Consider the following 19,960-nt stretch of genomic DNA (forward strand, 5'->3'; position numbering starts at 1 on the left):
CGTACTGAGCATTGCAGACCGTGGCTTTTAAACAGCGCGCTTCGTACAATCAAAACCCTTTCCTGATGCCGATGCCAACCGTCCATTCCCGTGTCAATCCATCAGGCCTGACCTTTCGCACGGCAAACGGCGTGGCCAGCGACAACTCAATGACGCCCGTTTTGTAATGATACGCCGAAATCAGGTTGCCATTGACCGTCAATCCATCAGAGCCCGCAATTGAAAGCCGTTTGCCGTCGCTGTCTTCGTACGTATCCGTGCCAAGGTGGTAGATGAACAATAGATTGGGTTTGAAACTAAAGTACTTGTTGCTGGTCTTCACGGTATACGTGGCCCTCAGCAACGCGTCGGGTTTCCTTTCAAACAGGTTTGTCGTCGGGAAATCGTCCGTACCTGAAAAGTCCGCAACATACGAATTGGCATTGAAGTTGATCACCGGCACCTGCACCGCCACATTAAAATCCCACATCTTGTAGTTCAGGTTTGCCCCGCCCAGGAAATCGATGGTTCCCAAACTGCTTTGATAGTCCATCGGCAACGGGCGGTTGTCTATGCTCAGGTTGGCGTCATGAAACGGGATTTTCAGTCCACCGGTAAAACTCCATTTGTAAACGCGCTCCGTCACGGGGCTATAAGTGCTGCTGAGGTACGCATCACCGACCGCACTGCGCGTACCAAAGCTTCCGCTGGCAGACGACGCCGTGATCTTTACGGCGCCCGACCACCGTTCACTAAAAGTCCTGGTGTACGTGATGTACGGCGAGATATACCGAGTATCTGCTTCTCCCGCGCCGAAAACCGCAGCGACCTCAATCTGGTTCTTTGTGGGCATGCTGGTCGCTGTGACGGGCAAACTGCAAATTCCTGCATCGCTGCAGCCCTGTGCACGGGTGTATTGGAGGGTTGATAACAAGAGGCATACAACAAAAAGAGACTTTTTCATAGCGCTTATTTTACACAAATGTAACCGCGAATGAAAAACCGAATTGTCAGCTGGTTGACAAAGCCACTGATTTTTATTGAATTTGAGAAGTGGATGATCCGCACGCAGATGTTAATACTGCAACTGATCGCTAACCGCTAATCGCTGACAGCTGACAGCTGACAGCTACTTATGCGTCGCGAGCCTCGAAACGTCTGAAATCGCAATCTCCTTACGTCCATAGATGATGATGCCTTGTTTCTCCATCTCATTCAAAAGCAGCGTCGCAGTTTGACGCGATGTACAGATGATTTGGGCAATGTCGGTCTGCGTCAGGTAATTTTCAAGCACGACACCATCGCCACGCTTCACGCCATCGCGTTCAGCCCAATCATTGAGAAACTGGTACAGCCTCGTTTTGGCATCTTTATTAACGAGGTTGGCATAGCTGTTCTTTACGCGCCGAATTTTAAGGCTGACAAATTTGGTGTAAGACAACGCCAGGCTGGGGTTGCGCAGCAGCAGGTTTTCAAAATCCGACATCAGGAAACTGCAGATCGAAACTTCGTCAGAGAGTACTTTGGCATATTCGTTGACGTCCTGGTCGCTTTCAAGGCTCAGCTCCCCAAAAAGATCGCCTTTCTGGATAATGTCCTTAATCGTTTCGTTCCCGTCCTCGTCCAGCGACACAATTTTGAGCGCGCCTTTTTTCAGTAAAAAGATTCGTGGCGCTTCCGAAGAAGCAAACTGGATGATTTCGCCCTTGACCGCCTTTTTAAAGCCCGTGATGATGCACAGCTGCCTGATCTGGGAGAAACTCAGCGCCCGAAATAGTTTGTGGTCACGCAGGTACCAATATTTTAGCTCATCATACATGCCTGTAAAAATATAACGTAAATGTAAGAAATAGATTTTTTCAAATTACTTTCGTAGTAAATAATCATAATCCTTTGTTAATTAACGGGTTTTGTAAAGTAGCTGACATTCGCTTCCGCTTATCGGAAATACATTTGCCACAGAAATCATTTAAATAAACCAGACAATGAAAACAAGAATTTTTGCATTTATCGCGGCGCTGATCTCGGTAACCGCTTTTGCCCAGGATGCTGCCAAACGCAAGGCCGCATTCAATATTGAAAACAATGTAGCCATTCAGGGTTACGATCCGGTATCGTATTTTAAGCAGGGTAAAGCCCTAAAAGGGAAGAAAGACCTTGCCGTTGCGCATGACGGCATTACCTATTATTTTTCGTCTGCGTCAAACAAGGATTTGTTTTTGAAAAATCCTGCTGGCTATGAACCCCAATATGGCGGATGGTGCGCTTATGCGATGGGCGCCAACGCCGAAAAGGTCGAAATTGACCCGGAAACATTTAAAATCCTCGATGGCAAACTGTATCTTTTTTACAATGCCTACTTTAACAACACGCTCAAGAGCTGGAACAAGGACGAGAAGAAATTGAAACCCGCCGCCGACAACAACTGGAAAAAATTCATCAAATAATGAGACAGCCAGCCTATATTTGGATTTTGCGGATCATCCCCGCAGCCATTCTGTTACAGACCTTGTTTTTTAAATTTAGCGCCAGCCCTGAATCAGTGTACATTTTTTCGACAATGGGACTGGAACCCGTCGGCCGTATCGGCTCCGGCGTGGCAGAACTGATTGCCGCGGTGCTGATTCTCATTCCACGGACGACGTTCTATGGCGCAGGAATTGCCGCCGGTGTGATGCTGGGTGCGGTACTCTCCCACCTGCTCGTATTGGGAATCGCCGTTAAAGATGATGGCGGACTGTTGTTTGGCCTCGCGTTGGCCACCCTCGTCTGCGCCGCGATTTTAATGTGGATTGAAAGGCGGCAATTCGCTGTACTATTGCGTAAAATCAGCGGTTAGCCGCGCGCTTACTGAATGGGTAAGGTGAAGAGATTGTGTAAGCACAGGTACCTCTTTGGCAAATGATGGTAGTTTTTACATTCTTTCCATAACGTGACTTTCGTCATATTTGGGTCGGTTTCTTTACGTCATATTTGCGTTATTTTAAATGCCGTTACGTATGCCGAAACAACCGATACACACTTTTCACATTCCCGTGATGGGATTGGCTTATACTGTTGACTCACCGATCAGGGTCGCCCAATATGGTATTTCCTCCGTAATTTCCATCGTCGATGATGAATTGCTGGAAAAAATGAACCATTTCTACACCAACCTTTACCAACTCCCTTTTGTAGAAACCGGACTGAAAGACCTGGACTACAGGGCGAAGCGCATTACATCCTATTTAAACCTCGTGGACAAAATCGTCAAGCGCAAATTGGAAAGCTTTAAGACGGAGTTGTCCGGAAGCATCCAGGCCTTGCAGCGATTTTCTGACATGCTGCCAACAGGCTCAGCACTTCGGGAAAAGCTCGAGGATTTTGCTTCGGGGCATTTCTCCAACCCAAAAATGCTGCGGGAATTCCTTGACGATCACCTCACACCGGGCGCCATTGATGTGAATATCATGACAAAAGTAGACAAGGACAACTTCCATAAAAATGAAAAGCTCGCGGTAGAGTTCAACGATGCACATGCGGCGTTGCGCGGATTTGCGAATAGCGGCCTGCGGTCATCGGTCGTACTTTCCGCCGGAATGAACCCAAGGCTTTTCAGCTATTTTGAGAAATTTCCCTGTTTCTTTCCAAACGCTGAAGGGACTTTTGAAAAACAGATCATCCTTAAGGTAAGTGACTTCCGCTCCGCAATGATCCAGGGCAATTTCCTCGCAAAAAAAGGACTTTGGGTTTCAGAATACCGGATTGAATCAGGACTAAATTGTGGTGGCCATGCATTTGCTACAGAAGGACTGCTCCTGGGACCGATATTGGAAGAATTCATGCAGAAAAAAGACCAGCTCGTCGAATCAGCATTTGATTTAATGTCCAAAGCATTAACCTCAAAAGGTTTGTGTGCACCAAAAACGGCACCGTCAATCCGAATTACCGTTCAGGGTGGGGTCGGTACGGCAGCAGAGCATGATTTTCTGTTGAAACACTATAAAGTAGACTCGGTGGGATGGGGATCCCCGTTCCTGCTGGTTCCCGAAGCAACATCAACAGATAAGGCAACGCGTGACCTATTGGCGAACGGAAAGGAAAGTGATTTCTACCTGAGCAACATGTCGCCGCTCGGCGTGCCTTTCAATACGATCAAAGGAACTACCAACGAAGCGTTTCACCACAAACGGATTAAAGAAAACAAGCCCGGAAGCTCCTGCCCGAAGAAGCTGCTGGCATTGCATACCGGGACAGATGGCAAAGGCGTGTGTACGGCATCCCGAAAATACCAGCAAGACCAACTCTCAAGCCTCGCGCTTGAAAAAAACAGTCTGGACGAAGCCTCGCTTGAGAAAAGAGCGTGCAGGATCACCGAAAAAGCCTGCTTGTGCGTGGGACTTGCCAATGCCTCTTATCTCGAAAATCAAATCCCAATCAAAGGCCAGGCGCAGGGGGTTGTGGTTTGTCCCGGCCCGAATATGGCTTATTTTGATAAGGAAGTTTCCCTTTTTGACATGGTCAGGCACATTTATGGAGAAACCTCCGTGTTAGGGGCAACCCCCAGGCCGCACATGTTTTTGAAAGAATTGCATTTGTATGTGAACCACCTTAAAAACGAGATGGGCGATATGGCGGAAATGCCACCCGCACAATGCAAAAAGTGGGAAACGTTTCGCGAAAATCTGTTGCGCGGAATAGACTACTATAAAGACCTTTATGCCAGCAATGGATTTGGGCAGCCTTGTAGCGATTCCATTCCCAAAGTACTTGAAAAATACGAGCAAGAAGTCAATAGACTAGTCATCGGTGCGTTCCAACCGGTCTAATCCCAAGCGCTTCTAAAAATGGGTTTGATCTGATAGTCCCGGACACCGACGGGAAAACGATACTGACGGTCATCAACCTCGACGACCTCCTCAAACAGCAATACAAAACAAAAGAGCTTCCCGATTGGGAAGCTCCTTTTCAAGGGGACGCTTTATTTTAAAGCGGGCAAAGTATATTTCCTGCCTTTATTTTCATTCTTAAGGTAATCCATTAACGGGTTAAAATATTCCAGCATCGCTTTGGCACTAAGGTCGCTTCCTGTTTTTTCACGCAGTAGTTTCCTCCAGTCGCCGGTAGCACCCGACTTCATGATGTCCTGTATGAACTTACCGACTTCCTTGTTGCCATAGTAATTTGTGGCGTGTGGATCCTGATGCAAAATCTTTTTGGCAATATGATCGTGGATCTGAAACAACAGGATATAAGAAAGCGCATAATCATAGTACTGCGCAGCGTCATCATTGATGTGTGTTTTGGTAGCCGCGTCACAAAATTCTTCACCACGTACCGTCGGAGGAACAATCCCCTGATACTGTGCCGCAAGTTCCCACCAACGCTTATTAAATTGATCCGCCGGAAGGTTTTCTGCATACAAATCGTGCTCAAACATGCTCATGGTTCCCGTACTAAACGGAATGAAAACCACGTAATTCAACGCTTCCTTCAACAAGGTCTGCATCTCATCAGACGGAGTGCCTTTCGGAATCAGGTTCAGGTTTTCCATAAATGGCTTCTGCATGGCGGCCATGCCCATCAGGCTTCCCAAAGCCTCATGGTACGCGCGGTTAGCGCCTTCCCGCATTAAGTAGGGAACTTCAGGCGTGCTATACGACAAGTAGTAGTAAATATGGCCCAGTTCATGGTGGGAAGTTTCGTACCATTCGCTGTTGGGCTCCACACTCATTAACGAACGCACATCTTTGTCAAGATCCATATGCCATGCTGATGCGTGGTTGTTTTTCTTATAGTTTGCTCCAGCGGGTGCCGGGTACAAATCCGATTTCTCCCAGAATGTTTTCGGCAATTCCGGAAAGCCGATACTGACGTAAAAACGTTCTCCCTGCTTTACAATCCATTCGGCGCCCTTGGGTTTCAGTGCAGCATCAAGATCGATGCCCTTCACATCAACGAGGCTGCTCCAATCCTGGCCCCAGCGGTTTGGAAGCCAGTCTGCGGGCAGCATATCCGGCACATCCTTTACACCATACTTTTTCGCGTATTCATACCGGGCATAGGTATGCAGTTCCCGAAACAACGGATAGAGATCCTTGTTAAATTGCTTCAGCATTACCAGCATTTCATCCGTCGTCATGCCGTAATCGGATACCTGGTATTCGAAGAAATCCTTGTACCCCAATCCCTGCACGGTCTGATTGCGCAGATTCCTGAGGTTAACCAGGCCCGTTTTCAAACCTTTTCCCACTTCTTTGCTTGATTCCCATGCCTTTCTGCGTTTGGCCAGATTGGTTTCGTCGGCAAGGACCCCATCAATATCATTGGCAGAAACCGATTTGCCATCAATCTTAAAGTCAAAGCCAAAAAGATTCTCTGTTTGCTTTGTTTCCGCCTTGATGCGCGCGCTTACGATCTTTTGCAATGTTTCAGGATTGTTGGCCGCCTTGTAAAGGATACTTTTCAATTGCTTGACCTGTAGCGGCGTCAATACGTCCTGATGCTCCAGGAACGCCTTCGCCATCTTAATATTATCACTGCTTCCGGTGTATTTGGCGTAGGCCTCCATGGCTTTGTTATTTGCCACCGCATTCGTCGAATCACCTTCCACAATGTGAATCTGCATCTTCCAGGAAGTTTCATTTACAAGCACATTCAACTTTTGATATTCCTTGTTGTAACCGTCAAGATAGGTCTGCACCTTTTTTTGCAATCCGGCATCACCCGCTTTGTCCTTGTTACAAGAATACAAGGCAGCTACGGCCGCGAGGATGAGTACGTATTTTTTCATTATAATATATTTTATTTGAGTAAATGTAAGAAAAATGAAGATTTTTTTTAATAAACCCGACACATTTTATATTTTCACAAAAAAAACCATGTTGATTACGTATCGAAAAGCTGATGTCTCGGATGCAAAAAAACTATCCATTCTTTACAAGCAGGTTTATATCGCAACCTATGGTATCGAAGGGGTATCTGACGAGTTTGCCAATTTTATCACAAAACAATTTGAGGTAGAGCGGCTCAAAAAAACAATTAAAAACAACCCCGATAACCTTATTGTTGCCTCCTATAAGGGCAACCTTGTAGGTGTCGCCGAAATTGAATTTGATAAGAAATGTCCCGTCGGTGATTTGGTTGCACCCGAACTTAATAAGCTGTACATCCTCGAATGGTTTTGTGGCAAAGGGATCGGCGAGAACCTGTTGCAGGAAGTGGAAAAGGTCGTAAAAGCCAAAGGAATCAGCGAAATGTGGCTTTGGGTACTTGAAACCAATGACCGGGCCATTTCATTTTACAAGAAACATCATTACAAGCCGATTGGCCGCGCTGCCTTTCAGATGGAGGTCAACAAATATGAAAATATTGTAATGGTTAAATCCATATCTTAACCACTGCTAACGGCAAATATGGGTACCCGCAAATGAAAAAACTACTGATTAAAGGGCTCAAAATAACGGTGTGCTTATACATTATCGTTTGCACTTTATTGTATTTTTTTCAGGAGAAACTGATTTTCTTCCCTGAGAAACTGGCTCCCGATTACCGGTTCGCTTTCAGCCAGCCATTCGAAGAGATAAATGTCAACGCACCGGACGGCGTCAGCTTACACAACATTTTATTCAAGGCCAGACAGTCAAAAGGCGTAATCTTCTACCTGCATGGAAACATGGGCTCGCTTCGCAGCTGGGGCAAAGTAGCCCAACTGTATCTTTCGATGGACTATGATGTTTTCATGCCGGACTACCGCGGTTACGGAAAAAGCAAAGGCAGCATCGATAGCGAAATGCAGTTTTATGCTGACATGCAGGCTGATTACAACACGTTGAAAAAGCAATACCCCGAGAACCAAATTATCGTACTAGGATATTCCATTGGGACGGGACCCGCAGCAAACCTGGCTGCCGCCAACAACCCAAAAATGTTAATCCTGCAGGCACCATACTATAACCTGAAAGACATGATGGGCAAACGTTTTCCGATTGTCCCGACCTTTTTACTCAAATATAAGTTTGACACCGCAGCCGGTATTCAGAATTGCAGGATGCCCGTAACTATTTTCCACGGTGATGCAGATGAGATCATCTACTATGGATCGTCGTTGAAACTCCAAACGCACTTTAAATCTTCTGACACACTGATTACCCTCCACGCCCAAAAGCACAATGGCATGACCGACAATCCGGAATATGTTGATGCCATCTCAAAAATCCTTGGGTATAACAACGGTAGCCCCACAAACTAAAATCCAATAAGGTTATAGAAGTCAAACATTCCAGACGAATTAATGTTAAAACTGGAAACACAGTTGCGCAACCGAATAATTGCATATATATTTGCAACCATATAATTGCATTAATCCAACGAAATGGAAACAAGACGCGACATCTTTCAGGCCATCGCCGATCCCACGCGCAGGGCGATCCTTTTGCTCATTGCTTCACAGGCCATGACACCCAACGCCATTGCTGACCACTTTCATAGCAGCAGACAGGCGGTTTCAAAGCACATCAAAATCCTTTCCGAATGCGATTTACTGAAACAGGAACAAATGGGGAGGGAAATTTATTACCAGTTAAACCCGATCCGTATGAAGGAAATTGACAATTGGATACAAAAGTTCCGCGAATTGTGGGACGACCGTTTTTCCCAACTGGACAGCTTATTATTAACCTTGAAAAATAAATAGAAAATGAAAAATTTAGCCATGGACTTTTCCGTAGATAAGGAAAATAACAAAATCCACGTCAAAAGGGAATTTGCCGCGTACGTAAACAACGTCTGGGACGCCTGGACGAAAGCCGAACTGTTGGACCAATGGTGGGCACCAAAACCCTATATTGCCAAAACAAGATCCATGGATTTTAGCGAAGGGGGTACCTGGTTCTACGCCATGATCGGCCCGCAGGGTGAGGAGCACCGCTGCCGCGCAGACTACCAAACCATCAGCCCGCAGCAGTCCTTTACAGGACTGGACGCATTTTGTGATGAACACTGGAATACAAATACTGATTTTCCGCGGACAAAATGGGATGTGGCCTTTCATCAGGATGGGGAATATACCGTGGTAGAGGTCGTGATGACCTATGAAAAGCTCAGCGATCTCGAAATGATCATCCAAATGGGCTTTAAAGAAGGATTCACGATGGCACTGGGCAACCTCGACGAATTGCTCGCGCAGCATGACTTAAAATAGTATCCAAATGCCGGAGATGTCCGGCATTTTTTTTTAAATTTAACGGCCATTAACTTTTAAAATCAAAAAAAAATGAAACTGTTAACATTCATTGCTTTTCTGACTATTTCCTTAAACGGCCAATTACCCATTTCAACGAAAGTACAACAGCAACTGGATGGTACATGGTTACCCATCAGACAGGAAATAAATGGTGAGCAAATTCCGGACAAGTTCCTTTCGATACAGAAATTAATTTTATCCGGCAACGATTTTTCGATGACTGCTGAGAGCACTGACAAAGGAAAGTTTGATTACGAGGAAAGAAAAATGGATATCTACGTTAAAGAAGGTGCCAATGCCGGAAAGCACTTTACCGCGATCTACAAATTAGAAAATGATTTGCTTACGATTTGTTACAACCTTGGCGGAGACAGTTATCCTGAGGCCTTCGACACCAGCAACCAACCGCTTTTTTTCATGTCTGTTTTTAAAAGGTCAACTGAATAACCAAAGGATTTTTTTATGCCCGAAATGAAGAAATTTATTAAAAGATTGGTGTCTTTTGCGGGCTTACTCGGCATGTACTTTCTGATTATTGCAGTCTGTACTTCAGTATATGCATGCTATAATTCATCAATTTACAGGCTTGATCCAAGCGTCAAAACACTATTTGCCGGCGATTCCCATATCGAACAGGCCATTGACGACCGGCTGCTCCCCAACTGTAAAAATATTGGGCGTTCTGCAGAGACTTACCTGTTTACGTTTTATAAACTTAAAAAAATACTGTCCCGCAATCCCGGAATTAGCGCTGTAAACCTTGGAATCGGCTGCCATAATTTCTCTGCCAAGGTAAACCATGAATTTACCGATGGGCGGTACGCAGCCACAATTTCCCCTGCTTATTTTTATGCCTTACCCGCGGCACAGCAACTGGACGTCTTGAAATGGAATGTTGCCGAACTGCCGCTTTTCTTCCGCAATATCCTAAAATCATGGGCCATGCCTGCAATTACTGGAGGAAAATTCCCGATTGTCGGTGGTTATCCGACAAAGGCAATAGCTACCACGGTTTCCGAAAAAGAAGTTGGTAAAAGGATTGCCTTCCAGTATTTCAATTCGGGTAAGATCAGCCGTTTTTCTACCGTTGACCTACAATATCTTGACAGCATCATCTTCCTCTGTCGGTCGAGAAATATAAAATTATCGCTGTTTTCAACGCCTGTACATTCCTCATACCATTCAAAAGTACCCAATGCCTATCAGTCCAAACTTAAAACGGTAATAATGAAATGCCGCATTGCCTATACGGACTTCTCGACACTCGCCCTCACTGACGACTGTTACCTGCCAGACGGCGATCATTTGTCTGCTAAAGGGGTAAAACTCCTGGCTTATGAAATCAAAAAAATAAATCCATAGATAAATCAGCTTGAAGAAAAGCGCCGGCATACTGCTTTATAAAAATACGCCCGAAGGGTTACGGTTCCTGATCGTACATCCCGGAGGACCGTTTTGGAAGCATAAGGACGAAGGCGCGTGGTCTATTCCTAAAGGCGAATTCGAGGATGATGAAAATGCGTTCGATGCCGCCATTCGGGAACTGGAAGAAGAAACCGGGCTTCGGCTGCAGGGGGATTGCACGCCGTTGTCGCCGGTGAAACTGAAATCGGGAAAAGTCATCTATGCGTGGGCGGCAGAAAGGGATTTTGACACCAGTACGCTCCGAAGCAACACTTTCGATATGGAATGGCCGCCAAAGTCGGGAAAGAAGCAATCATTCCCCGAAGTTGACCGTGCTGGCTGGTTTTCGGTCGAAGAGGTTTTGGTAAAAATCAATCCGGCACAAGCCGGTCTTCTTCTGGAACTGCACCAAAAACTAATCTAATGGGATTCGGATTTAACCTGCTTTTTATTTTGGTAATCCTGCCATTGTCTGCCGTCGCGCTGATGATTTGGTTGTTTACCCGTAACAAAAAATGGCTTAAGACAATGGGTGCCATTTGGTTTTTCATCGTATTGGCGGTATTCTTAGTGTCGCTACTTCAATTTGTAAGCAGTAAGACCGTTCCTGGCATTGATGATATCCGCGGAAAATATGTTGTAGACCGTGGGTTCTTTCCTGGGAAACAGGCCGATTGGCAATACGACCATTTCCGCTTTGAAATTACCGACGATGACCAATTCCTTTTTTATGTTATTGAAAAGGATCAGATTTTAAAAACCTATCGTGGGGCGATAACCTATAGTGATACCTATACCCCACCGCGCATCGCACTGCATTTTAAGCAACCAACGCACCATATTATTGCGGACAATCCAACTTTATACCGGGAAGTCTGGTCGTTCTATTACGTATTTCATTCTGAGAAATTCAACAATATGTATTTCAAAAAGGGCGATTGGGAACCAAGGGATTGATTTGTCAGATATCCAAAATAATCCCGATTGAATAACTTAATGCCTACTCCGAAGCGACTCATTGGCCCTGATTGATGCTTCCGATGCCCTGATGAATGCTTCCGTGTCAAAATTTGATGCTTCCGTGTCAAAATTTGATGCTTCTGATGGCGAATTTTCTCCTTCTGAATGCGAATGGAACACTTCGGAATGGCAATCAGATGCTTCTGAACGTCAATTCACCACAACTGACTGCTGCGGAAGTGCTGCGGAATGAAAAGTTGGTGCTTCCGACGGAAAATCTTCCCTGTTGCTTTGATTTCAATGCCTATCTTCGCTTGAAAACGTCATACGCAAACCGCACCAGTGTACCAACGATGACGAGTAGGAAGAACAGCCGGATGAATTTATTGCCTTTTGCGATGGCAAGCTTAGCACCGATAAATCCGCCGACGGCGTTGCAGGCCGCCATCGGGATCGCGATGGACCAAATCACTTTGCCTTTGGAAATGAAAAGGCAGATCGAACCGAAGTTTGTCGCGAGGTTGACCATTTTGGCATTGGCGGAAGCATGCAGGAAATCAAAACCCAGCAACGCAATAAAGGCCACGACAAAAAAACTACCGGTACCAGGCCCGATAAATCCGTCGTAGAACCCGACTGTTAGGCTGATAAGAATCGCATACAGCAATTGCCGTGCCGTCGAATGTGATTTGTCCTTATGCTGTCCAAAGTTCTTTTTCGCATAGGTATACACCACCATAAAAGATAACACTACCAGTAGCAGCGGTTTCATGAAATCGTTTTGCACAACAGTAAGCAGCGTTGAGCCCGCAAATGCTGAAGGAACCGCCAGCAGCATCATTACCGACAGGAGTTTCCAGTCCATTCTGACTTGCTGTAGGTATTGCTTTGCAGCGAACAATGTGCCGGAAAATGACGGAATCTTCAATGACCCGATTACTGTTGCTACCGGAAGGCCGGGCAGCAGGATCAGTGCCAATGGGGTTTGGATCAACCCTCCTCCTCCTACTATCGCATCGACAAATCCTGCGGCAAATGCCCCAATACAAAGAAGTATAATGATTCCGACATCCACTTTTTGAAAATTTTATCAAAGCTAATGTATTTGTTTTATCCGTTTATTCGTTTATTTGCTTCGCTAAAAAATTCTGATAAAATGAACACCGATAAGATTGTAGAGCTTTTATTTTTTACGCTTCCAGCCTTGATCACTGGCGGCGTGGCGTATTATTTCTTCCTGACGTATACGAATAATGAAGAAAAGAAACGCCAGTTCTTACTTCACCGCAGCAGCCAGAAACAGGCACTACCTTTAAAACTGCAGGCATATGAAAGGATGACACTTTTCCTGGAGCGCATTAACCTGACAAAAATCCTGATCAGGATTGCACCCATTTCTACGGACAAAAACGATTATGCGAATTTGCTGATTGCCCACATTGATCAGGAATTCGAACACAACCTGACACAACAGATTTATATGTCTGACCAATGCTGGGCGCTGATTGTTACCGCAAAAAACAGCACGATGCAGATGGTCCGCAAAGCTGCGTTATCTTCTGAGGTGACGGATGCCGACAGCCTGAGGCAGTACATCCTTAACGAGTTACTGGAGAAGCAAACGCCGGGTAATGCCGCACTGGCTTATCTTAAAGACGAAGTTTCTTCGTTCTTATAGGAATACTTTGCATTGTCTATTGCTACTAGATTCTTTTCTGCAATATTAAAAATTTAACAAAATATCCGGGTTTCCCGTATTGAAGGTATCAAGCTTTTTTGTAGGGACGCAAATGCCCCTTCCCTGAAGGTAAAATACAATTTTTTCTGCACTTGATTTACGGCAAAATCGGAAGATTTCTTAAATTTATCAAGGAGATGGATTTGGAGAAAATCCCTGGACAACAACAAAACAAAAAGCCTTCGCAAAAACGAAGGCTTCTTTTTTATAGCAATTTTTCCCACCATGCGCCTGGGAAACTATATAACAGGTGGAGATTGAAAAACCCTAAGTCAAGCGCCGCAATTTTACTATGTCGACCGATTATCACTCATAATCTCGCTCTTGTTCTTAGCGTATTCGTAACCGTCTTTCCACCATTGCTTCATTTTCTCTTTATTGAAAATCAACGCATTGTCAGTTAGTTGCGTGGGTGTATAATATAGGTTTAGTTTTACATCGTGGTGTTTCGCCGACAGTTTCCCGATTGTGATATCATGTTTTTCTACCTGGTCGAGCAACGTAGCAAATAAATCGACCATTAAGGAAAATGGATTTTTTCCAATCACCCGTGGCGCAAGTTGCGTTTCTGTCTCCAGGATGACCACATCAATGATTTTTGCACCACGGTTGATGGCTTCCCGTATGGGGACCAGGCTCGAAAAGCCGCCATCGCCATATTCGCAGCCGTCCTTAGTGGCAATGCTCATAAATGGAATGTAATTGCACGAAATCCAGATCCAGTCACAGAAATCGTCGTACTCAAAATCCTTTATCGCCTTGTATTCGACATCACTCTTGGTCAGGTTGGTTACCGTAACCACGATGTTGCAGTTCGAGGCCTTCAGCTGGTTGAAATCGCTGCGTGTAAAATTCTTCCTGATCTGTTTCCGCAGTTTATGGCTTTCGCCAAATGTCCTGCGTTTCCTGAAAAACTGCAGCAGTACGTTGAAGTGGTTGATGGTGACAATTTCCACACCTTTCCGTCTTTTGACCACGAACGGATTGATGTCGAAAATCTTCTTCATATTCACATTGGTGTAAATGCTGTGGATCTTCTTCACATTGCCTAGTGCCAGGTGTGGTATGAGCAGACTTCCTGTCGATGTTCCCAGCAACAAATCATATCGATGCCCCTGTTCTAAAAGGTATTGGGCAACCCCTCCGGCAAAAGCACCCTTACTTCCACCGCCTGAAATGACTAACGCTCTCATTTTTCTTTCAAAAGTTTATCGAGTTGGATTTTTTCATTGGCAGGCAGGGATTCCAGCAATGCTTCATAATATTCGCGGTGGTTTTGTTTCTTAAGCTGTGCCCTGATTTTGTCCCTTGCAAATTTTGAAAACTGCCATTTGTGGCTTACCAGCCCATTGACGAGGAAAGGCAAGTAGTTTTTGTCGCTCTTGTCCAGGAATATCAGGTTTTCGATGGCATTTTGCCGCACTTCCGTCTCAAAATCTGCGGAAGCGTAATGCAGCAACTCCTCATAGTACACCGATTTCTTATCGGCGCGGTAGTCTTTCGTCCTCAATGCCATCGCGAGCCAAAGTATTCTGAGATTCCGGTCATTCAGCCCAATCCAGCCATCAGATTTATCCAGCCATTTTACGCGTTCCTCAGGGAATTGTGACCAAAGTTTGTTCAGGGCGATTTCACGTGTGACATACGAGGAATCGTCCAACAGCGTCTCGTATTCCGACCTGAAATCGGCAGGAACATCAGGAAAGTTCGAGGACACTGCGCGGCGCACATGCCATTCGTTGGTCCGCATCGCCTGAAGCAGCAATGCCTTTTTATCGTTATAGGGAACATCCTGCAGCTGGTAAACAATTTCTTCCTTGATGGGATAAAAAGCGTCTGAGGCCAGAAGCGTTTCAAATTGTTTTTGTTTTTGGGACAAAGGCGTGTCCTTCATTTCCGCTACGGCAAAATATTGGTTGATAAAATCGTTTTTCTTAAGCAAAGCCAAGGCTTCCTGAATGGGGAAATCGGAGGCTTCGAGCCAGCGCCTTTTAAAGGCGTCAACGTCATAGCGGGAGACTTTTTTGATTTCGGCAAGAAATTCGTCGGTCTCCACATTTTTGAATTGGTACTTTCCGAGGTAGTTCTTAAGCGCTTTCCGGAATTTTTCATGCCCCACGTTTTCACGAAGCACATGCAATGCCCACGCCCCTTTTTGGTAAAAACTCAAGGTGCTCGCTTTTTCATTCAGGATGGGAACGGTATCGGTCTTCGCGGCCTGTTGCAGCTGTTCAGCAATCTCATACAACCGGTAATTGAAATGGTCTTCTCCAAAGAGCTCCTGTTCCGCCAGCAATGCAAAATAAGTCGCAAACCCTTCCTGTAACCAATGGTGCTTCCCGGATTTTGCGGTAACCATGTCGCCAAACCACTGGTGCGCGAGTTCATGCGCATTCACGTTGATGTAATTGATATCATTGTAGCCGATATCGTCAACGACGTATGTCATATTGAAAAGCGTGGACGTGGTATTCTCCATCCCGCCATACAGGAAATCACGGACCGGAACCTGCCGGTAAATCTGCCACGGATACGCCACTCCGATTTCCTTTTCCAAATAGTCAAAAATCCGTTTGGAATAGCGGTAGGTTGGTTCAAATTTTGCGGAATCTTCCGGTGCATAGTAGTATTCGAGTGGTATGCCACTGGACGATTTTTCAGATTTGTGCTCAAACTTCCCGACGGCGAGCATGAGTAAATAAGAGCTCATTGGCTTTTCCATCTTATAACTCGAAATCATATTGTTTGCAATCTCGGGCTTAAGGTAACTTCCAGGTGCTTTGGCCAGTCCATTTGAAATGGCATTGAAGTTTTTGGGATGGTATATATTCACGCTGAAAATTACCTTCTCATTCACATCGTCAAAACTGGGGAACCAGTGGCTCGTATATTTTCCCTGCCCCTGCGTCCATATCTGTGTGTTTTCATTTTTGCCGACGAAGTAAATGGCTTGTTTGGGATTGGCGGTGTAATCGAATGAAAGCGTATTATTCCCTTTTTTAAAGCCTTCGAAAAGCAATAGCTGCTTATTCGAGTTTTTAAAATTCACCGCTTTCCCATTAATGGTCAGGTGACTGAATTCCATGTTCACGGCGTCTATCCTGATTGTGTCAATTCTATTGATTACATTGAATGTATAGGCCGCTTCGCCGTGGACTCGGGGATTTAGCCCAAATGAAATACCCGCTTCCGCCGTTTTAAAATCGACAAAACGCGTCTGTTGGGCAAATACCATTCCGAAAAAAAATAAAATAAAGAGGTGGCGCATAGGCATCGGTAAAATTTAGAAGCTTAACAAATATAACGAGTTTTATCATTTTGCCATTTCCCAATTTGCCAATTTAAAGTTATCTTCGCCTTAAAAGTTTTCGCACCGCCATGTCCAATCTGCTGCAAACCCCAATCGAATATCTTAAAGGCGTCGGCCCACAGCGCGGCGATTTGCTTCGGAAGGAATTGGGGATCCATAAATATGCAGACTTAATCAATTTTTACCCAAACCGTTACATCGACCGTACGCGGTATTACAAAATAAATGAACTGCGAAACAGTCCCGCGGAAGTGCAATTGGTGGGAAAAATAGTCCGTATCAAAACAGTTGAGCAAAAAAGAGGAAAACGGCTCGTCGCCACCTTTATAGACGACACCGGCGAAATGGAACTGGTGTGGTTCCAGGGCATCAAATGGATTCGCGAAAGCCTGCAACTCAACGTCCCGATTGTAATTTTCGGAAAATGCAGTGCGTTTAATGGGCAGTACAACATGCCCCACCCGGAAATAGAATTGCTGAAAGAACATGAGCAAAACCTGCGTTCAGCAATGCAACCGGTCTATCCGTCTACTGAAACACTAGCCAACCGCGGCATTTCAAATCGCGTGGTCAACAAGATGATGCAACAGCTTTTCACGGAAACCGGAATTGCTTTCACCGAAACGCTGCCTGCCTATTTATTGGACGCATTGAAATTGGTACCAAAGAAAACAGCATTGTTCAATATTCATTTTCCAAAAAGCAACGACGATTTGGCGAAGGCGCAGTTTAGGCTGAAATTCGAAGAGTTATTTTTTATCCAATTGCAGCTGATCACCAAAAACATCATCCGGAAGCAACGCATCAAAGGACATCCATTTACAAAAGTCGGCGAATATTTCAACGACTTCTTTAATAACCATTTGCCTTTTGCGCTTACCAATGCGCAGAAACGCGTTCTAAAAGAAATCCGAAACGACATGGGTGGCAGTGCCCAGATGAACCGTTTACTTCAGGGCGACGTAGGATCCGGGAAAACCATCGTGGCCCTGATGACGATGCTGCTGGCTTTGGACAATGGCTTTCAGGCGTGTTTGATGGCACCAACGGAAATCCTCGCGAACCAACATTACATCGGCCTGTCGGAATTGGCGAAGGATTTAAACATCAACATCAAAATCCTTACCGGTTCTACCAAAACCGCAGACCGAAAAATCCTGCATGAGGAACTTGAAAATGGTTCATTGCATATTATCATTGGTACACATGCACTGCTGGAAGACAAGGTAAAGTTCAAAAACCTGGGGCTTGCCGTCATTGATGAACAGCATCGCTTTGGCGTTGAACAGCGTTCTAAATTGTGGAAAAAGAATGAGATTCCACCGCATGTACTGGTCATGACTGCCACGCCGATTCCGCGTACGCTTGCCATGAGCCTTTACGGGGATCTCGATATTTCCGTAATTGACGAATTGCCTCCCGGCAGAAAGCCGATACAGACGGTACATCGTTTTGATTCAAATCGCCTTAAAGTCTGGGCGTTTATCCGCAACGAAATTGAGAAAGGCCGCCAGATTTATATTGTGTACCCGCTCATCCAGGAATCGGAAAAGATGGATTTTAAGGATTTAATGGATGGCTATGAGAGCATTTCGAGGGATTTCCCGTTGCCAAAATATGCCGTTTCCATCGTCCATGGTAAAATGAAGCCTGCCGATAAGGATGCCGAAATGGACCGGTTTTCAAAAGGCAAAACAAACATCATGGTAGCCACTACGGTCATCGAAGTCGGGGTAAACATTCCCAATGCCAGTGTCATGATCATTGAAAGCGCCGAGCGATTTGGGCTTTCACAACTCCACCAGCTTCGAGGACGCGTCGGCCGCGGTGCCGAGCAAAGTTATTGCATCCTGATGACCAGCCATAAATTAAGCAGTGATACCAAAACCCGGATCGAAACGATGACCCGCACCAATGATGGTTTCGAAATAGCCGAAGTCGACCTTAAGCTTCGGGGTCCCGGCGACCTCATGGGGAAACAGCAAAGCGGCGTACTGAACCTGCAGATTGCTGATATTGTAAAAGACAGGGAAATCCTTCAATTGGCGCGACACTACGCAATTAAAATACTAAAAGACGATGCCGCTTTGAGCCATCCTACACACGCGACGCTTCGACAGGTATTCGTTGAAATGTCAAAAAAACAGGAAATCTGGAACTATATCAGTTGATTTTTTGACCTCACAGTTGTTAAATAAAATCTAAGGTTTTCCGCTTTAAGAATGCTAAGTCCTAAATTTGTTTCATAACGTTGAATAAAAGGCCCCAGCCTTCTGAGCATATGAAAATAAAATACATCGTCTACGGTGCGCTTATTATTGGGATTAGCGCACTGATTTTTTACCGCATCAGGGAAAACAAATCTGAAAACGACAAATCCAAAGACCCAAAAGGTAAAAACAAGTCTACGACGGTCAATGGAATTGTCATCGTCCCGCAAACCTTTAACAACAACCTCTCCTTATCAGGATCGATTGAAGCCAACGAACAGGTTGAAATCCGAAGTGAGGTCTCAGGAATCGTCGAAGGAATCTATTTCACTGAAGGCGCCAGCGTCCGTAAAGGACAGGTATTGTTTAAAGTCAATGATGTGGAGCTTCGCGCACAGTTGCGCCAGCAGGAAACCAAGGAAAATCTAGCGTCAGAAAATGAAAGACGCGCAGGTTTACTATTGAAAAAAGAAGCCATCAGCCAGGAAGAATATGATATTGCACGGGCCGATTTCAAGTCGGCACAGGCACAAACCCAATTAATCCGCGCACAAATTGGAAAGACATCGGTAAGGGCACCTTTTTCCGGAAAGGTCGGATTGCGGTCGATTTCACCGGGTACTTATTTGACGCCTGATATTCTTGTAGCCAAATTGGTGAACATTTCCCAACTTAAAATCACGTTCAGTATTCCTGAAAAATACGCCGGCCAAATGAAACTGAATGCGCCATTGACATTTACCGTTGCCGGATCAAAAGCGCAATACACCGCAAAAGTATATGCCATTGAACCCGAAATCGCCGTAGCCACAAGAACATTGCAGATTCGCGCCATCGCCGACAACAAAGACGGAAAACTACTACCCGGAACATTTGCAGACATTGAGCTGCCTTTACAGCAAATAAATGATGCCATCGTTATTCCATCGGAAGCCATTGTGCCGGTGCAGGATGGCAAAAAGGTATTCACTGTCCAAAACGGCAAAGCCAAAGAAAACAAAGTCGAAACCGAAACCCGCACCGATAAAGACGTATTGATTCTTTCTGGTTTAAAAGCAGGCGACACCGTACTTACTTCTGGTGTCATGTCGCTAAAACAGGATGCGCCGGTAAAGGTTAAACTCACCAAAAAATAA

Annotated in this window: 21 protein-coding genes; 15 read left to right on the forward strand and 6 right to left on the reverse strand. The window is 45.3% G+C overall.

The window, feature by feature from the left end:
- Positions 1 to 49: 49 nt before the first annotated feature.
- Positions 50 to 943, reverse strand: a complete 894-nt coding sequence (locus CFE23_RS14840) for a hypothetical protein (protein ID WP_291089637.1) — start codon at positions 941 to 943, stop codon at positions 50 to 52.
- Positions 944 to 1,108: 165 nt separating this feature from the next.
- Entirely contained in the window at positions 1,109 to 1,798 is a 690-nt protein-coding gene (locus tag CFE23_RS14845) for a Crp/Fnr family transcriptional regulator (protein WP_291089641.1), read from the reverse strand.
- A 166-nt stretch (positions 1,799 to 1,964) separates the two neighbouring features.
- Here CFE23_RS14845 and CFE23_RS14850 point away from each other — a divergent pair, with 166 nt between their 5' ends.
- The 3 genes from CFE23_RS14850 to CFE23_RS14860 all read left to right on the forward strand — a co-directional run bounded on the left by CFE23_RS14850 (position 1,965) and on the right by CFE23_RS14860 (position 4,787).
- Positions 1,965 to 2,426: a YHS domain-containing (seleno)protein gene (locus CFE23_RS14850; RefSeq protein ID WP_291089644.1), complete on the forward strand. Its 462-nt coding sequence runs from the start codon at positions 1,965 to 1,967 to the stop codon at positions 2,424 to 2,426.
- On the forward strand, positions 2,426 to 2,818 hold the full coding sequence (locus CFE23_RS14855) for a DoxX family protein (protein WP_291089647.1): 393 nt from the start codon (positions 2,426 to 2,428) through the stop codon (positions 2,816 to 2,818). The genes CFE23_RS14850 and CFE23_RS14855 overlap by 1 nt, the downstream gene beginning before the upstream one ends.
- 160 nt (positions 2,819 to 2,978) lie before the next feature.
- On the forward strand, positions 2,979 to 4,787 hold the full coding sequence (locus CFE23_RS14860) for a hypothetical protein (protein ID WP_291089649.1): 1,809 nt from the start codon (positions 2,979 to 2,981) through the stop codon (positions 4,785 to 4,787).
- 152 nt (positions 4,788 to 4,939) lie between these two features.
- Here CFE23_RS14860 and CFE23_RS14865 read toward each other — a convergent pair whose 3' ends face one another.
- Positions 4,940 to 6,751 (reverse strand): M2 family metallopeptidase, encoded by a 1,812-nt coding sequence (locus CFE23_RS14865; protein WP_291089652.1) that lies wholly within the window; start codon positions 6,749 to 6,751, stop codon positions 4,940 to 4,942.
- A gap of 34 nt (positions 6,752 to 6,785) precedes the next feature.
- Between CFE23_RS14865 and CFE23_RS14870 the strand changes: the two genes are divergently transcribed.
- The 9 genes from CFE23_RS14870 (at position 6,786) to CFE23_RS14910 (ending at position 11,819) form a co-directional block, all read left to right on the forward strand.
- The gene (locus CFE23_RS14870) at positions 6,786 to 7,355 is read left to right on the forward strand and encodes a GNAT family N-acetyltransferase (RefSeq protein WP_291089655.1); all 570 of its coding nucleotides are present in this window, start codon (positions 6,786 to 6,788) and stop codon (positions 7,353 to 7,355) included.
- Between the two features lie 32 nt (positions 7,356 to 7,387).
- A complete protein-coding gene (locus CFE23_RS14875) occupies positions 7,388 to 8,209 on the forward strand; it encodes an alpha/beta fold hydrolase (RefSeq protein WP_291089657.1) in 822 nt (273 codons plus the stop codon).
- A gap of 123 nt (positions 8,210 to 8,332) precedes the next feature.
- Complete coding sequence (locus tag CFE23_RS14880; protein ID WP_291089660.1) at positions 8,333 to 8,653, forward strand: metalloregulator ArsR/SmtB family transcription factor; 321 nt, start codon at positions 8,333 to 8,335, stop codon at positions 8,651 to 8,653.
- Positions 8,654 to 8,656: 3 nt separating this feature from the next.
- Positions 8,657 to 9,160 carry an SRPBCC domain-containing protein gene (locus tag CFE23_RS14885; protein WP_291089663.1) on the forward strand — a complete coding sequence of 168 codons (504 nt, stop codon included), beginning with the start codon at positions 8,657 to 8,659 and terminating at the stop codon, positions 9,158 to 9,160.
- 72 nt (positions 9,161 to 9,232) lie between these two features.
- Positions 9,233 to 9,649, forward strand: coding sequence for a TIGR03067 domain-containing protein (locus CFE23_RS14890; RefSeq protein ID WP_291089666.1), 417 nt, complete (start codon positions 9,233 to 9,235; stop codon positions 9,647 to 9,649).
- Between the two features lie 24 nt (positions 9,650 to 9,673).
- Positions 9,674 to 10,564, forward strand: coding sequence for a hypothetical protein (locus tag CFE23_RS14895; RefSeq protein WP_291089669.1), 891 nt, complete (start codon positions 9,674 to 9,676; stop codon positions 10,562 to 10,564).
- A gap of 10 nt (positions 10,565 to 10,574) precedes the next feature.
- Positions 10,575 to 11,030, forward strand: coding sequence for an NUDIX domain-containing protein (locus CFE23_RS14900; RefSeq protein ID WP_291089672.1), 456 nt, complete (start codon positions 10,575 to 10,577; stop codon positions 11,028 to 11,030).
- A complete protein-coding gene (locus CFE23_RS14905) occupies positions 11,030 to 11,563 on the forward strand; it encodes a hypothetical protein (protein ID WP_291089673.1) in 534 nt (177 codons plus the stop codon). The genes CFE23_RS14900 and CFE23_RS14905 overlap by 1 nt, the downstream gene beginning before the upstream one ends.
- Positions 11,564 to 11,624: 61 nt before the next feature.
- Positions 11,625 to 11,819, forward strand: coding sequence for a hypothetical protein (locus tag CFE23_RS14910; RefSeq protein WP_291089675.1), 195 nt, complete (start codon positions 11,625 to 11,627; stop codon positions 11,817 to 11,819).
- Positions 11,820 to 11,870: 51 nt separating this feature from the next.
- On the opposite strand, the gene CFE23_RS14915 is transcribed toward CFE23_RS14910, so the two are convergent.
- Positions 11,871 to 12,641 carry a TSUP family transporter gene (locus tag CFE23_RS14915; RefSeq protein ID WP_291089677.1) on the reverse strand — a complete coding sequence of 257 codons (771 nt, stop codon included), beginning with the start codon at positions 12,639 to 12,641 and terminating at the stop codon, positions 11,871 to 11,873.
- Between the two features lie 81 nt (positions 12,642 to 12,722).
- Here CFE23_RS14915 and CFE23_RS14920 point away from each other — a divergent pair, with 81 nt between their 5' ends.
- Positions 12,723 to 13,244 carry a hypothetical protein gene (locus CFE23_RS14920; RefSeq protein WP_291089679.1) on the forward strand — a complete coding sequence of 174 codons (522 nt, stop codon included), beginning with the start codon at positions 12,723 to 12,725 and terminating at the stop codon, positions 13,242 to 13,244.
- 350 nt (positions 13,245 to 13,594) lie between these two features.
- On the opposite strand, the gene CFE23_RS14925 is transcribed toward CFE23_RS14920, so the two are convergent.
- A complete protein-coding gene (locus tag CFE23_RS14925) occupies positions 13,595 to 14,497 on the reverse strand; it encodes a patatin-like phospholipase family protein (protein WP_291089682.1) in 903 nt (300 codons plus the stop codon).
- Positions 14,494 to 16,572 (reverse strand): M1 family metallopeptidase, encoded by a 2,079-nt coding sequence (locus CFE23_RS14930; protein WP_291089685.1) that lies wholly within the window; start codon positions 16,570 to 16,572, stop codon positions 14,494 to 14,496. The genes CFE23_RS14925 and CFE23_RS14930 overlap by 4 nt, the downstream gene beginning before the upstream one ends.
- A 110-nt stretch (positions 16,573 to 16,682) precedes the next feature.
- Between CFE23_RS14930 and recG the strand changes: the two genes are divergently transcribed.
- A complete protein-coding gene (gene recG, locus CFE23_RS14935) occupies positions 16,683 to 18,785 on the forward strand; it encodes an ATP-dependent DNA helicase RecG (RefSeq protein WP_291089687.1) in 2,103 nt (700 codons plus the stop codon).
- Positions 18,786 to 18,895: 110 nt separating this feature from the next.
- Positions 18,896 to 19,960: an efflux RND transporter periplasmic adaptor subunit gene (locus CFE23_RS14940; protein WP_291089689.1), complete on the forward strand. Its 1,065-nt coding sequence runs from the start codon at positions 18,896 to 18,898 to the stop codon at positions 19,958 to 19,960.

The organism is Flavobacterium sp. BFFFF1, from assembly GCF_002256285.1.
Classification (GTDB): domain Bacteria; phylum Bacteroidota; class Bacteroidia; order Flavobacteriales; family Flavobacteriaceae; genus Flavobacterium.